This window comes from Campylobacter sp. MIT 99-7217 (assembly GCF_006864365.1).
In the GTDB taxonomy this organism is placed as follows: Bacteria; Campylobacterota; Campylobacteria; order Campylobacterales; family Campylobacteraceae; genus Campylobacter_D.
On record NZ_QHLJ01000007.1, the window covers coordinates 71123 to 84357 of the forward strand.

Below are 13235 nucleotides of genomic sequence, written 5' to 3' on the forward strand. Positions count from 1 at the left end.
AAATTAGCTTTGAAAATCGTAAAAACAAAGTCTAAATTTCAAGAAAATTAAGTTTGTGTTTATCTTTTTTGTGTAAATTTACAAAATATTTAACTTTAATGGAGGAAAAAATGAGTCTTTATGATAGAGATTATACTCGAAGTGGTGAATTTGAAGCTCAAGGACAAAGTTCTGCTTTAAGCACCTTTATAAAACAAACTTATCAGCTTTTTGCAGCTTCTTTACTTGCCGGTGCTGCTGGTGCTTATGTTGGAGTAACTGCGTTGATACCTTTATTTGCAAGTGGTGGTATGATAACTTCTCTTATCTTTTTTGCAGTAGCTATCGTGCTTTTGTTTGCCTTACAAGCAGCTAAAAGAAAAACCCCTTTAAATTTAGTTTTGCTCTTTGCATTTACCTTTGTTTTGGGTGCAAGTTTAGCTCCTCTTTTGTATTCGGTTTTGCGTCTTGCAAGTGGCGGTGTTATCGTAGCTCAAGCCTTTGCTTTAACCTCAGTTGCTTTTGGAGCTTTAAGCGTGTTTGCGATCAATACAAAAAGAGATTTTACCACTATGGGAAAAATGCTTTTCATTGCTTTGATTGTTTTAATCGTAGCTTCTTTAATAGGCTTTTTCTTTCAAAGCCCTATGTATCAGCTAGTTATCTCATCAATCGCAGCGATTTTATTTAGCTTTTTTATCCTTTATGATACTCAAAACATTATCCGTGGAAACTATGAAACTCCAATTGAGGGTGCTGTGGCTTTGTATCTTGATTTTATCAATCTTTTCTCTTCTTTGCTTAGTATTCTTGGTATCGCAAATAGAGAATAAATTTTTCGCAGAATTTCCTGCGAAAAATTTATTATTTTTTTAAAAAAATTCAATCTTTTCTTAAGTTCTTTAAGCTAAAATACTCTTTTATTTATAAATTTTAAGGAAAGCTATGATTACCCTTTTTATTGTATTTCAAGTTATTCTCGTTGTCGTTATTTGTATAGCTGTTCTTTTACAAAAAAGTTCAAGTATAGGACTTGGTGCTTACAGCGGAAGCAATGAAAGCTTTTTTGGTGCTAAGGGAGCGTCAGGATTTTTAGCTAAATTTACTTTTTTTATGGGGCTTTTGCTTATTGCTAATACAGCAACTTTAAGTTATCTTTACAACAATGAAGCAAAAACAAGTTCTTTAGCACAAAAGGCAAGTGGCATTTTGCCAGAAAACAACACAAGCCTTGTTCCTGCTGTGCCAAGCGTTCCGCAAGCTCCTCAAATTTCGGGCGATTTAAACTCAAGTAAGTAAGGATACAAGATGATAGAAGAGATCTTAAACAAGCAAAAACAACAAAGCGAAAAGTCTCTAGAAGCTCTCAAAAAAGACTTTACAACACTTAGAACAGGTAAGGTCAATACCCACATTTTAGATCATGTTAGTGTGGATTATTACGGCACACAAACACCTTTAAATCAAGTCGCCACGGTTTTAGCAAGCGATGCTTCAACCATTAGCATAACCCCTTGGGAAAAACCTCTTTTAAAGACTATTGAAAGTGCCATAGCTGCTGCAAATATAGGAGTAAATCCAAATAACGATGGCGAAAGTGTCAAGCTTTTTTTCCCTCCAATGACAAAAGAACAAAGAGAAGAAAATGCTAAGCAAGCAAAGGCTATGGGCGAAAAAGCTAAGGTTTCTATACGCAATGTCCGCAAGGATGCAAATGATAGCGTAAAAAAGCTTGAAAAAGATAAAAGCATCTCAGAAGATGAAGCTAAAAAGGCTTTAAATGATGTTCAAAAGCTTACAGATAACTATACCGCAAAGGTCGATGAGATCGTAAAAAATAAAGAAGCTGAACTTTTGAAGCTTTAAATTTGGAGATTAAAATGAACTTAGAGCAAATTTATAAAGAAAATAAAGCCTTTTTGGAAGGACATTTTTTGCTAAGTTCGGGCAAACACTCGCGGTTTTATTTACAAAGTGCGAAAATTCTTGAAAATCCTATCCTAGCCTCAAAGCTTTGCGAAGAGCTTGCGGCTATCATCGGCGAAGCAAGAGTAGAATTTAACAGCATTTGCTCACCTGCACTTGGTGGGATACTAGCAGGATACGAGCTTGCAAGAGCTTGTGGAAAAAGATTTATTTTCACTGAAAGAGTTGAGGGACAAATGCAACTAAGAAGAGGTTTTGAAGTTCAAAAAGGTGAAAAATTTCTCATTTGTGAAGATATTATCACCACAGGTGGCTCAGCTATGGAAAGTGCAAAGATCATTGAAGAGCTTGGCGGTATAGTCGTAGGCTTTGCAGCCTTAGCAAATCGTGGCTTTTGCAAGGTAACAAATTTAAAAGATACACAAAGAAAAGCCAATGCAAAACTAAATGAAAATTTACCCTTATTTAGTTTGGGAAATTTTGAGTTTGAAATTTATGAAAGCAGCGACTGCCCTCTTTGCAAGCAAGGAAGCAAGGCTTTTAAGCCCGGTAGTCGCACAAACTCATGAAAGCAAAGGCTAGAAAAGCTACTCGCTGGGAACGGTTTAGGGCTTTTTTGATTGATATTTTTATTTTTTATGTACCGATTTTGTATCTTTTTTATTTTATTTTAGGTTCAAAAGAGGCTTTTTTGCAAAATCAACCTGTGATTTTTGCCTGCTCCATTAGTTTTGGAGTTTTACAAGGACTTTTTTTAAGCTTAAAAGCACAGAGTCCGGGTTTAAAAGCTTATGATTTGTATTTGCTTGATATGAATACAAACAAAAAAGCAAGTTTTCTTAGAGTTTTTCTAAGATATGTTTTGTTCATCGTAGGAGCTTCTTTTCTTTTTGGACTTTTAATGAGTTTTTTAAGAAAAGATAAGCTTTGTTTTCACGATATTTTAAGTAGAACTTATATTATAAAAAGGATAGATAATGCATAGAAAAAGAATTTATAACCCAAGTTCAAACGAAACCCTAAGCGAACGCAAGGTTTTTGACGGAAATCCACACGGCATATTAAATTTCACTAAGGCAAAATACACTTGGGCGCTTAAACTTTGGGACTTAATGGAGGCAAATACTTGGTTTCCAAAAGAAGTGGATACGACCAAAGACGCCCTTGATTACCGCGTAAATTTAACAAGTGCTGAGAAAAGAATGTATGATCTTGTTTGGTCTCAGCTCATTTCTATGGACAGCTTTCAAACCAACAACCTAGCTGATAATATCAACCCTTATATCACCGCTCCTGAGATAAATGCTGTATTAACGCGTCAAGCTTACGAGGAAGCAAATCATTCAAAATCTTACGCCGTAATGGTTGAAGCAATTTGCGAGAATACAGATTTGATCTATGAAATGGAAAAGCATGATGAAACCTTGCGTGAAAAAAATGATTTTATTTCAGGAATTTATGAAGAACTTGCCGGCGATGTCGATGATAACAAGCTTTTGCTTGCTATGGTGGCAAATCAAATTTTAGAGGGTATTTATTTTTATAGTGGCTTTACAGCAATTTATGCTCTAGCAAGAACAGGCAAAATGCTTGGCTCAGCACAGATGATTCGCTTCATTCAAAGAGATGAAATCACGCATTTACTTTTGTTTCAAAATATGATTAACTCGGTTCGCAAAGAAAGACCTGATCTTTTTCATGATGAAAATATCAACAAAATTTATGATATGTTTAAAAAAGCTGGCGAACTTGAGATAAAATGGGGTAAATACATCACACAAAATCAAATCATGGGCTTTACAGATGAGCTTATCACCGAATACATTCATTATCTTGTCGATCAAAGGCTATTAGCTATAAATTTAGACCGCATTTATAATGCTAAACACCCTATAAAATGGGTTGATGACTTTTCTAAATTTAACGATCAAAGGGCAAATTTCTTTGAAAGCAAGGTTACAAATTATTCTAAAGGCAGCATCAGCTTTGATGATTTTTAAATAAATTTGGAGAAAAAATGTCAAAAAATCTTTCCTTGCTCTGTGATTTTTACGAATTTACAATGGCTCAAGGCTATTTTTTAAACGGCAAAAAAGATGAAATTTGTTATTTTGATGTTTTTTTTCGCAATATCCCAGATAATGGAAATTTCGTTATAGTAGCAGGTCTTGAACAAATCATTGATTTTATTTTAAATTTACATTTTGATGAAGAGGATATAAATTTTTTTAGAACACAAAATATTTTTGATGAAGAGTTTTTAAACTATCTTAAAAACTTTAAATTTAGTGGCGATATATATGCCTTAAGAGAAGGAGAAATCGCCTTTGCCCAAGAACCACTTTTAACTATAAAAGCAAAGGCTTGTGAGGCTCAAATTTTAGAAACTTTTATCTTGCTCACACTTAATCATCAAAGCCTCATTGCCACAAAGGCAAATCGTATCGTAAGAGCAGCTAAGGGACGAAGTGTGCTTGAATTTGGTTCAAGAAGAGCGCAAGGCGTTGATGCTGCTATTAATGGGGCAAGAGCGGCTTTTATAGGAGGTTGCTTAGCCTCAGCTTGCACGCTGGCTTCAAAGCTTTATGATATTTCTACGAGCGGAACAATGGCTCATTCTTGGGTGCAAATGTTTGATAATGAGCTTGAAGCATTTAAAGCATACTGCAAGCTCTATCCTAAAAATGCTATCTTGCTTGTAGATACTTATGATACCCTTAAAAGTGGCTTACCAAATGCCATAGAAGCCTTTAAGCAAACAAAGCCTCTAAATTTTGGTATCCGTCTTGATAGTGGGGATTTATACGCCCTTTCTTTAAAAGCGAGAAAAATACTTGATGAAGCAGGCTTTAAAGAATGTAAAATCATCGCAAGCGGAAGTTTAGATGAGGATCAAATTTCTACCTTGGTAGAAAAAAATGCCCCTATTGATGCCTTTGGAGTAGGAGAAAAACTCATAACAGCAAAAAGTAGCCCGGTTTTAGGCTGTGTGTATAAGCTTGTAGCTATAGAAAATCAAAATAAGCTTACCCCGAAAATAAAAATCAGCGAATCAAGTGAAAAAATCACTAATCCCCATTTTAAAAAGCTTTTAAGATTTTTTGATAAGACAAGCAAAAAAGCCCTTTTTGATAAACTTTACCTAGAAAATGAACCTATAGAAGAAGAAAAATACGAGATAAAGGCTTTGCAAATTCCTATTTTTAAAAATGGAAAACTTGTTTATCAAAAACCAAATTTAAATGAAATTCAAGCTTATACTAAAAAACAGCTTGAATGCCTAGATGAAGAGCTTTTAGATCTAAAACATCAAAAAGCCTATCCCCTACTTTTATCAAGTAGGCTTCATGCTTTAAAAAATGAACTTTTAAATACTCACCAAAGGGCAGATAATGGACTTTATTGAGCAAAAACGATGCCAAATGATGGCAGAAGAAATTCAAAAAAATACCCTCATCAACCAAGCCTTATTTGAGGCTTTTTGCAAGATACCCAGAGAAATTTTTTCCCCCCTTAAAGCCCATGCTTACACGCTTAATGCTATGCCTATGCTTGCAAGTCAATGGATCAGCTCGCCTTTAACGGTGGCTAAGATGACTATGGCACTTGATTTTAAAGACGCTGATAGTGTTTTAGAAATAGGCTGTGGCAGTGGCTATCAAGCAGCGATTTTAAGCTGTGTGATCCGTAGGGTTTTTACGATAGAACGCATTGAGGATCTAGCAAAAAGTGCGACAAAGATTTTTAGAGAGCTTGAAATTCACAACATTAATGTTCGCTTTGATGATGGACAACTTGGCTGGGCTAGGTATGCACCTTATGATAGAATTTTATTTTCTGCTTACACAAAAGCCGTGCCTGATGAGCTTTTCACACAGCTTAGTGATGAGGGGATTTTGGTTGTTCCTTTGCTTGAAGATGATGGCAAGCAATACATCACAAAATTTATTAAAAAAGGCACAAATATACAAAAACAACGCTTAGAAGAATGTCTTTTTGTGCCTGTTTTAGATGGCAAAGAGTGAATTTAAGCCGTAAAAAAGACTAGCTTACGAGATTTTCATAGTTTAATCCTTTTTAAAAAATATCTTAAAATTGTAAAAGGATTTGGAAACTAAAAAAATTTTTTATATTTTTTATATCTGTCAAAAATACCGCTATTTCGAGTTACCATAAAACTTTGCTCAAAAAAGATCAACAAGGTTATAGAAACCCCGACAGCTAAAGCAAGCGTGATAGAAACTGTGGTTAAAAAATAATCAAAAAATTCGACTAAATTATGTGTTTTTAAAGTCATATCCTTTTCATTGATAAAGCTAAAAAGATATAAAATTGCTCTATACGCATAAATTCCCGGTATCATAGGAAGCAAAGCAGGAAAGGCGATCACTTCGGAAGGGGTTTTAGAAATTTTAGCAAAAAGCATGCCACAACACCCTACCAAAAAAGAGGCTGCGAAGGTAGCAATGGCAAGATTTGGTATGCTAAAAAATTCCACCAAAGCAAAACGAAAACCATGCCCTATAGAAGCTAAAATCGCACTTAAAAAAAGCACACGAACAGGAGGTTTGCAAGAATAAGCAAAACCAAAACCAGCCAAAGCTGCAAAAAACATATCAATAAAAACAGGGGATAAGCTTTGCATTACAAAAACCTGAAATTTGAAAAGGTCAAGGTCGCATAAACGCCTATAGCCACACAAGATATAATAATAGCTACATTCGTGATCCTGCTTATGCCTATTTGAATATAATTTTGCAAAATATCAATAACCGAGTTGATAAAAAATACACCCGGTATCAAATACAAAATACTCGTTCCAAGTGCTACTTCAGGCGTTTGTGTACAGTCAAATTTCGTTCCCCAAAAAGTAAGATAAGAAGATAAAAATGAACAAATAATACACTGAATCCGTTCATCTAAACGCATATAAGTAAATAATACCCTTAAACTCGTTCCTAAAAGCGTAGCAAAAAGCACTATGATCATAGTTCCAAAATCTCCCTCAAAAAGCCTTGAAAGAGCTGCATTAGCTATACTTTGTAAAATGATATAATAATAAAAAGGTCGCTTTTGTATCCTAATGAGTTTTTTAAAACATCTTTTTGCTACCCTAAGATCATGAATATGATCATAAATTGCCCAAGAAAGAGCGCTAAGATCTCTTACTAAAGAAAAATTTAAATGTGTAGGCTTTAAGGTGATAAGATAGCTTCTAAAACTTGAATAATCTTGCGGATCGACTATACTCACATTGATATGAGCAAAAGAAAAATTAAGCGTTAAAGTATAACCAAAGGTTTCAGCTATACGCTTTGCACAACGATTTACCCTAGAGCTATAAGTTCCTATAGATCCCATAGCACGAACATAATCTATCAAAAAATCACTTAATTCTTGAATATCAGGCTTTTGCATACTTTTAAACTTTAATGTTAAATTGATGAGAAAAGTATAACAAAAAAAGAATATCCTTTAGAAAAATTTAAAAAATATTTTAGTTAAATTTCATTACAATCAAGAGTTTTAAAAGGAGATAAAATGTCAAATAAAGTTGGTATAGTAGGCTTAGGTTATGTGGGTGCAGCAAGTGCTTTTAGCTTGGTTGCAAAGTCAATGTGTGATGAAGTGGTGCTTATAGATATAAAAACCGACCTAGCCATAGCTCATGCTAGGGACTTAGAAGATGCTCTCACGCTCAACAACTCTCATACAAAAATTTCTTACGCACAGGATATAACAGAACTTGCAAGCTGCGATGTGATCATTTTAGCCTTTAGGAAGGTGCATTTTGACACACTTCCAACCCGTCTTGCAGAGCTTGAAAACAACATAGAAGAACTTACAAAAATCATCTTACCCCTCAAAAAAGCTGGTTTTAAGGGCTTTTACATAGTCGCTACAAATCCAAATGATAGCATAGTGTATTACACTCAAAAACTAAGCGGACTTGATAAAAACCGAGTTTTTGGCTCAGGCACAAATTTAGATAGCTCAAGGCTTCGCAAAATGCTAGCAAAAGACTTAAGCTTAAATCCTTGCAATATACAAGCTTTTATGATAGGAGAGCATGGAGATAGTCAGTTTGCGTATTTTTCCAAGGCAAGTATTTATGGGGCTAATTTTTTAGAATTTTACAAAAACAAACTTGGAAGAAATCTTGATACTCAAAGTATAGAAAAAGCTGTTATCAATGAGGGTTATTTTATTTACAACAAAAAAGGTCGCACAGAATACGGCATAGGAAGCTCTTGTGCAAGTTTAGCTGAGGCTGTGCTTAAGGATAAAAGACTTGTTTTTCCTGTTTCAAGTGTTTTTGAAGACTATGCGATTTCTTATCCTTGTATCATCGGTAAAAACGGGATTGAAGAGGTTTTACAATGTAAATTTGATGATACTGAAAAAGAAAAACTCAAACAAACTATAAATGCTGTAAAAGAAGCTATACTCAGCGTCAAAGATAAGGTAAAAAGCTATCTTTAAATACGCTCTTAAATAGCGAGGTATTTAAAATCTTGCTATTTAAGCCTACAAAACTCTTCATTTTTTTCGAATTTAACCGATATTTGCAAGGACATACTAAGGAGATACATATGTTTCAAGAACTTTTTTCTAAATTTAGCCCCTTTACTCAAACAAAAACATCAAATACCCTATATAAATCCTTTGAATTAAAACTCAATCCTCGCATAAATTCCCTTGTCAAAAACGAAGAAAAAGCAGATATAAAAACAGAACTTAGCGCAGAAGAAAAAAGAACTCAAAGGCTTGAAGATGAAAAGGTTTTTTCTCAAAAGATAAGCGACAAGGTCAAAGAAGCAGAAAAAGGACTTATCAGCGTTTATTTTAGAGATCCTATCACGCAAAAACTAACAAGAAGTGCCTTAAGTGAAGAAAGCATAAACAGGCTAGGAAAAGAATTTGGGCAAGAAGAGCTAAAAAGAAGGCATGATGGCTCTTATGTTTTAAATGGAAAAGCTGAAAGTTTTGTATCAGGCTGGTATGCGGATATTGCTTATACTCGTGGCTATCTTGCAAGCGATAAGGATAAGGACGGCTTTTTAAATGATAATGAGCTTTCAAATGTGCGTGGCGGTTTTCTTGCACAAGAAGTTGCAGGAAAGGGCTATATGGTGCAATCTTACGCAAAACTTGGAGGAGAAGCAAGGGTTTTTGAAAGCCTTGGCTTTTTTGGCGAGGATACAACGCTTCATCAAACAAGTAAAAATTTTAAAGAACTGCGTCCTTATGATACAAGTGATGATTTTTATGCAGGTAAAACCATAGGACTTGAGCTTGATAAAATGGTACTTAAGGATTCAAATTTAGACGGAAAGCTAACTTATGAGGAAAGTGGGATAAGCAAATTTCAGGGCGAAGGGGATTTGGATATTTATCAAAAGCTTGATGTAAGTATGCTTTTTACTATAGAACAAAGCAACAAGGCTGATGCTATAAGCGTTAAGGGTATATTAGACAAGCTTAATGAGGGGATTAAATTTGAGGATTTAGAAGAAACAGAGCAAGTGATTTTAAGAATGCATTTGCTTGATGAGCTTTTTGATGAAAAAACAGCCTATGCTGATAAAACTTATCCTGAGTTTAATGAGGAAAAATTTAAGGATTTTTATGAGCATTTTGTAGAAAGCTTTAAGAAAAGAAGTGCTGAATTTATAGGTCTTAGTAGCGAAGAAGCCTCAAAGCTTGATTATGAAAATTTAAGCAAATTAGTTGAAGAAATGAGTGCAAACTTTGAAATAACAAATTCGTCTAGTTATGATGAGATCGTGAATTTGGTCGCCATTTGGGCTTAAATTCATTAAATGCAGTTTAAAATATGATAAAACTCGGCACTTACAAAACTTGGAGGATATGGAACTTGCACGGAAAATTTTTTATAAGTATTTCCGGGTAGAGAAGTTACGATTTGGATATTATAAGAAACCTTTCCGGGTGTCCTACTTTTAGGAACATTTTTAGCATTTGGGTTAAAAATTTCATTAGAACTCCCCCTTTTATCGACTATGGTAAGCTCTAAAAAACATTTATTTAAAGGGTGTTCTGTAAGATTTGTTACTCTTCCTGAGATCACTATACTTTCAGTGCGTAAATTTCTAGCAAAGCGAAGTTCAGAAAGGCTAGCTTGTTTTATGTATTGGTTGATTGTCAAAAATAAAGAATAAATCAATATAGCCGTCCATAAAGCATTTATCGAATAACACGCTATAGCCGTTTGAAGCTTTTTTGTCTTAAGATAAATAAGGACATTAAGGAAGCAAAAAGCAATGATACAAACAACACAAACAACGATATGAAAGATAGACATTTAAAAACACTCGCTACTAAGTTGTATAGAAAAATTACCATCGCCTTTAAAACGCTCAAAACTCACTCTTTGAGTCCTTGTTTCTCCCTTACTTAAATTTCTATCAAGAATTTTACTTTTAAGCTTAAAAGGAATATATTTATTTTTAAAATTTTTCAAAGAACTAGCATTTTCATCTTGGGCATGATATAAGCTTGTATATATTTTACAATGCGAGAAATTATATTTTGAAAGATTAGTGATATTAAAATCTATGACAAAATTATCCTCATTATACACTCTTTGAGAAACAACAGCCGTTTGCCTTTTTCTTACAAAATCATCTATAAAATGATAGCCATAGTAAAACAAACAAGCACAACCCACAAAGTCAAAAACAATAATAAACATTGAGATAATAGGGCGATTTCTTAAAAAAACAACAAGTAGTAAAACACTGATAAAAACGAAAATCACCAAGAAAAAAAATACAAAATCCACAGGATACAAATGATGTGTATAAAAGAAAAACATTTCTTTAAAATTTTGCATTTTTTCCCTTTATCTATCCTTGCTAAAAGCTTTATAGCAAGGATAAAATTAGCGACTTATCGCACTTTGCTGCTTGGCGTCCTTTGTATCAACCCATATATTTGGCACAGCTCCACCCGGAGTTAGGAAAATTTTAGCATCGGTATTTGTTTTCAATGCCTCGTTAAATTTACCTTGAACTTCGATTTGTTTTAGATTAAGCAAGGGGTTATTTAAAGAATTTGCGATCTCTTTGTTTGCATAAGCTTGTGCGTCTGCTTCTATCCTTGCTGCATCAGCACGACCCTTTGAGCTGATGATCGTTGCATTTGCCTCACCTTCTGCTAAAGTAGCTTTTTTGATAGCTTCTTGAGCTGCTCTTTCAGCTTCTTGCTTAGCGATTTGCACAAGCTCGATTTGCTGTTTTACCCCAGCAGGAAGGACGATTTCTCTTAATTGAACCGAATTTAAAGTAACAGGTTTATTTGGCAGATTAGCAATGATTCTTCCTATATCTTCGTTGATTTGTGAGGCTATGGCATTTCTGTTTGCAGGAAGTTCCTCAGCTGTATATTTACCGACAACACTTCGCACCACATCACGCACGGTTGGATCGATGATCTTATCTTCCCAGTTTGTGTTCCAAGTAGCTATGGTTTGAGGCACGACAGCTTCATTAAGGCTGTATTGCACGGTTACATCGATAGATACGCTAAGACCACGACTATCAAGCACTGATATAGAGCTTTTGTTGATAACGCCTGAGCCTCTGTTAAGATTGCTCTCATTAACGCCCTCAACCGAAGCATAAGTTACTTGACGCACCTTAGTATCTACGATAATGATCTTTTGAAAAAGAGGTATAAAAAAGTGTAGCCCAGGTCCTAAAGCCTTAGAGTCAAACTCCCCTGTAGTTACCTTTATACCCATTTCCCCTGAATTAACGATAGCAAAAGGTCTTGCAAGGACAAATAAAAGTATCAAGATAATGGCCGTGTAAATTGCTGGAGCAAATTTACCAAAGCCTTTAAAATTAAACTCTGGAGCTTTAAAATTCCCAAAGGGTTGAGAATTTTTATTTCCTGAGTTAGAACCATTTTTTTTGTTAAAATAATCATTCAAATCCGCTGGCATTTTTTCCCTTTAAATATAAGTAAGCATAGAAGCAAATTTAGCATTTCGCCCATACACAACATCAAAATACGCATTTTGCAAAAGCTTAGTAAGCTCTCCTCTTAGACCATTTCCTATCACTCTTGTATCGATATTGTTTATCGGTGTGATCTCAGCTGCTGTTCCTGTGAAAAAGGCTTCATCAGCCGTAAAAGCCTCATCTCTTGAAATTCTTTGTCTAAGCACCTTTAAGCCCAAATCCTCAGCTATTTGTATGACAGTATCTTGAGTTATGCTTTTTAATGAAAAATCATTTGGCGGAGTGATCAAAACGCCATTTTTTACGATAAAAAAGCATTCTCCTGTTCCCTCAGCGATAAAGCCCTCTTCATCAAGCATTAAAGCCTCTTCATATCCAGCATCGATAGCTTCGGCTTTTGCGATCTGTGAATTTAAGTAGTTTGCACTTGCTTTGGCTTTATTCATGGAAGATTTTGCACTATTTCTAATGAGCGAAGAAATTTTTACCTTTATGCCCTTTTCTAAGCCCTCTTCCCCAAGATAAGCTCCTATTTCCCATGCGGCTATAGCTACTCTAACAGGGGATTTAAGATGATAAACTCCCATTTCTCCGTCTCCTAAGAAGATCAAAGGTCTAAGATAGGTGTTGTTTTTAAATTCATTTGCCTTAATGACATCAATTTGCGCTTTTTCAAGCTCTTCTTTAGAAAAAGGACATTTTAAAAGTGTGATTTTAGCGGATTCTAAAAGTCTTTTTGTATGATCTTGCAATCTAAAAATAGCCAAACCCTTATCGCTCTTATACGCTCTAGTTCCCTCAAAAACAGCATTTCCATAATGCAAAGAGTGCGACAAAACATGGACATTTGCATCCTTAAAATCAACCATTTTGCCGTCAAACCAAATTTTTTGTGCTGAAACTTTCATCACTCAATTCCTCATTAACTAAAAATTTAAACTAGGTTAAAATTATAGCTAAAATATACTAAATATAATTTAACATATAAAAAATATCTTTAATTTTTAAAATTTAAAGCCTTGATGATTGGAACAAAAAATTACACATTATTCTTTAAATTCTTTAGAAAAAATGATCTTTTATTAAAGATAATTTAAGTATCATAAGCTTATAATTCTATCTTAGTTTTTATAATTTTTATCAAAATAAAAGGAGTTTCATGGATATTCAAAAGAAAATTTGTTTTTCTATCGTTCTTTCTTCTTTGCTTTTTGCAGAAACAAATACTACGATAAAAAATGGGGGGGGGGGGCTTCAACTTATAAGCTTGATGCTTCTGTTGTAAATGCAAATGCCTTTGCTTATCAATCAGGACAAGAAATAAACTCCCAAACTTTAAAA

Annotated in this window: 16 protein-coding genes; 10 read left to right on the forward strand and 6 right to left on the reverse strand. The window is 34.3% G+C overall.

Annotated elements, in window-relative coordinates; genetic code table 11:
• Positions 1 to 110 precede the first annotated feature (110 nt).
• The 8 genes from DMB92_RS07090 (at position 111) to DMB92_RS07125 (ending at position 5930) form a co-directional block, all read left to right on the forward strand.
• Positions 111 to 812: a Bax inhibitor-1 family protein gene (locus DMB92_RS07090; RefSeq protein ID WP_142682358.1), complete on the forward strand. Its 702-nt coding sequence runs from the start codon at positions 111 to 113 to the stop codon at positions 810 to 812.
• 112 nt (positions 813 to 924) lie between these two features.
• Entirely contained in the window at positions 925 to 1278 is a 354-nt protein-coding gene (gene secG / locus DMB92_RS07095; protein WP_142682359.1) for a preprotein translocase subunit SecG, read from the forward strand.
• A 9-nt stretch (positions 1279 to 1287) separates the two neighbouring features.
• A complete protein-coding gene (frr, locus tag DMB92_RS07100; RefSeq protein WP_142682360.1) occupies positions 1288 to 1845 on the forward strand; it encodes a ribosome recycling factor in 558 nt (185 codons plus the stop codon).
• A 14-nt stretch (positions 1846 to 1859) separates the two neighbouring features.
• Complete coding sequence (gene pyrE, locus DMB92_RS07105) at positions 1860 to 2474, forward strand: orotate phosphoribosyltransferase (protein WP_142682361.1); 615 nt, start codon at positions 1860 to 1862, stop codon at positions 2472 to 2474.
• Positions 2471 to 2890 carry an RDD family protein gene (locus DMB92_RS07110; protein ID WP_142682362.1) on the forward strand — a complete coding sequence of 140 codons (420 nt, stop codon included), beginning with the start codon at positions 2471 to 2473 and terminating at the stop codon, positions 2888 to 2890. Before pyrE ends, DMB92_RS07110 begins: the two co-directional genes overlap by 4 nt.
• The gene (locus tag DMB92_RS07115) at positions 2883 to 3905 is read left to right on the forward strand and encodes a ribonucleotide-diphosphate reductase subunit beta (protein ID WP_142682363.1); all 1023 of its coding nucleotides are present in this window, start codon (positions 2883 to 2885) and stop codon (positions 3903 to 3905) included. The genes DMB92_RS07110 and DMB92_RS07115 overlap by 8 nt, the downstream gene beginning before the upstream one ends.
• A 17-nt stretch (positions 3906 to 3922) precedes the next feature.
• Positions 3923 to 5311, forward strand: a complete 1389-nt coding sequence (locus tag DMB92_RS07120; RefSeq protein ID WP_142682364.1) for a nicotinate phosphoribosyltransferase — start codon at positions 3923 to 3925, stop codon at positions 5309 to 5311.
• Positions 5298 to 5930, forward strand: coding sequence for a protein-L-isoaspartate(D-aspartate) O-methyltransferase (locus tag DMB92_RS07125; RefSeq protein ID WP_142682365.1), 633 nt, complete (start codon positions 5298 to 5300; stop codon positions 5928 to 5930). Before DMB92_RS07120 ends, DMB92_RS07125 begins: the two co-directional genes overlap by 14 nt.
• An 89-nt stretch (positions 5931 to 6019) precedes the next feature.
• On the opposite strand, the gene DMB92_RS07130 is transcribed toward DMB92_RS07125, so the two are convergent.
• Positions 6020 to 6550, reverse strand: a complete 531-nt coding sequence (locus DMB92_RS07130) for a threonine/serine exporter family protein (protein ID WP_142682366.1) — start codon at positions 6548 to 6550, stop codon at positions 6020 to 6022.
• Entirely contained in the window at positions 6550 to 7323 is a 774-nt protein-coding gene (locus tag DMB92_RS07135; RefSeq protein ID WP_142682367.1) for a threonine/serine exporter ThrE family protein, read from the reverse strand. The genes DMB92_RS07130 and DMB92_RS07135 overlap by 1 nt, the downstream gene beginning before the upstream one ends.
• A gap of 123 nt (positions 7324 to 7446) precedes the next feature.
• Between DMB92_RS07135 and DMB92_RS07140 the strand changes: the two genes are divergently transcribed.
• Positions 7447 to 8388 carry a lactate/malate family dehydrogenase gene (locus DMB92_RS07140; RefSeq protein ID WP_142682368.1) on the forward strand — a complete coding sequence of 314 codons (942 nt, stop codon included), beginning with the start codon at positions 7447 to 7449 and terminating at the stop codon, positions 8386 to 8388.
• 110 nt (positions 8389 to 8498) lie between these two features.
• The gene (locus DMB92_RS07145) at positions 8499 to 9719 is read left to right on the forward strand and encodes a hypothetical protein (RefSeq protein ID WP_142682369.1); all 1221 of its coding nucleotides are present in this window, start codon (positions 8499 to 8501) and stop codon (positions 9717 to 9719) included.
• Positions 9720 to 9724: 5 nt separating this feature from the next.
• On the opposite strand, the gene DMB92_RS07150 is transcribed toward DMB92_RS07145, so the two are convergent.
• From DMB92_RS07150 to ilvE, 4 genes are read right to left on the reverse strand one after another with little or no spacing between them, the layout of a single operon-like run.
• Complete coding sequence (locus DMB92_RS07150; RefSeq protein ID WP_142682370.1) at positions 9725 to 10231, reverse strand: DUF2393 family protein; 507 nt, start codon at positions 10229 to 10231, stop codon at positions 9725 to 9727.
• Positions 10232 to 10762, reverse strand: coding sequence for a DUF2393 family protein (locus DMB92_RS07155; RefSeq protein ID WP_142682371.1), 531 nt, complete (start codon positions 10760 to 10762; stop codon positions 10232 to 10234). It abuts the gene before it with no gap.
• 48 nt (positions 10763 to 10810) lie between these two features.
• Positions 10811 to 11875, reverse strand: a complete 1065-nt coding sequence (locus DMB92_RS07160) for a prohibitin family protein (RefSeq protein ID WP_142682372.1) — start codon at positions 11873 to 11875, stop codon at positions 10811 to 10813.
• Positions 11876 to 11884: 9 nt separating this feature from the next.
• Positions 11885 to 12802 (reverse strand): branched-chain-amino-acid transaminase, encoded by a 918-nt coding sequence (gene ilvE, locus DMB92_RS07165; protein WP_142682373.1) that lies wholly within the window; start codon positions 12800 to 12802, stop codon positions 11885 to 11887.
• Between the last annotated feature and the right edge of the window lie 433 nt (positions 12803 to 13235).

What these genes read in the sequence shown, in the direction of transcription:
- DMB92_RS07155 (WP_142682371.1), bottom strand. Translation starts at nt 10,762, where the DNA reads ATGCAAAATTTTAAAGAAATGTTTTTCTTTTATACACATCATTTGTAT.
- DMB92_RS07125 (WP_142682365.1), top strand. Translation starts at nt 5,298, where the DNA reads ATGGACTTTATTGAGCAAAAACGATGCCAAATGATGGCAGAAGAAATT.
- secG (WP_142682359.1), top strand. Translation starts at nt 925, where the DNA reads ATGATTACCCTTTTTATTGTATTTCAAGTTATTCTCGTTGTCGTTATT.
- DMB92_RS07160 (WP_142682372.1), bottom strand. Translation starts at nt 11,875, where the DNA reads ATGCCAGCGGATTTGAATGATTATTTTAACAAAAAAAATGGTTCTAAC.
- ilvE (WP_142682373.1), bottom strand. Translation starts at nt 12,802, where the DNA reads ATGAAAGTTTCAGCACAAAAAATTTGGTTTGACGGCAAAATGGTTGAT.
- DMB92_RS07090 (WP_142682358.1), top strand. Translation starts at nt 111, where the DNA reads ATGAGTCTTTATGATAGAGATTATACTCGAAGTGGTGAATTTGAAGCT.
- DMB92_RS07135 (WP_142682367.1), bottom strand. Translation starts at nt 7,323, where the DNA reads ATGCAAAAGCCTGATATTCAAGAATTAAGTGATTTTTTGATAGATTAT.
- DMB92_RS07150 (WP_142682370.1), bottom strand. Translation starts at nt 10,231, where the DNA reads ATGTCTATCTTTCATATCGTTGTTTGTGTTGTTTGTATCATTGCTTTT.
- DMB92_RS07115 (WP_142682363.1), top strand. Translation starts at nt 2,883, where the DNA reads ATGCATAGAAAAAGAATTTATAACCCAAGTTCAAACGAAACCCTAAGC.
- pyrE (WP_142682361.1), top strand. Translation starts at nt 1,860, where the DNA reads ATGAACTTAGAGCAAATTTATAAAGAAAATAAAGCCTTTTTGGAAGGA.
- frr (WP_142682360.1), top strand. Translation starts at nt 1,288, where the DNA reads ATGATAGAAGAGATCTTAAACAAGCAAAAACAACAAAGCGAAAAGTCT.
- DMB92_RS07130 (WP_142682366.1), bottom strand. Translation starts at nt 6,550, where the DNA reads ATGCAAAGCTTATCCCCTGTTTTTATTGATATGTTTTTTGCAGCTTTG.
- DMB92_RS07145 (WP_142682369.1), top strand. Translation starts at nt 8,499, where the DNA reads ATGTTTCAAGAACTTTTTTCTAAATTTAGCCCCTTTACTCAAACAAAA.
- DMB92_RS07110 (WP_142682362.1), top strand. Translation starts at nt 2,471, where the DNA reads ATGAAAGCAAAGGCTAGAAAAGCTACTCGCTGGGAACGGTTTAGGGCT.
- DMB92_RS07140 (WP_142682368.1), top strand. Translation starts at nt 7,447, where the DNA reads ATGTCAAATAAAGTTGGTATAGTAGGCTTAGGTTATGTGGGTGCAGCA.
- DMB92_RS07120 (WP_142682364.1), top strand. Translation starts at nt 3,923, where the DNA reads ATGTCAAAAAATCTTTCCTTGCTCTGTGATTTTTACGAATTTACAATG.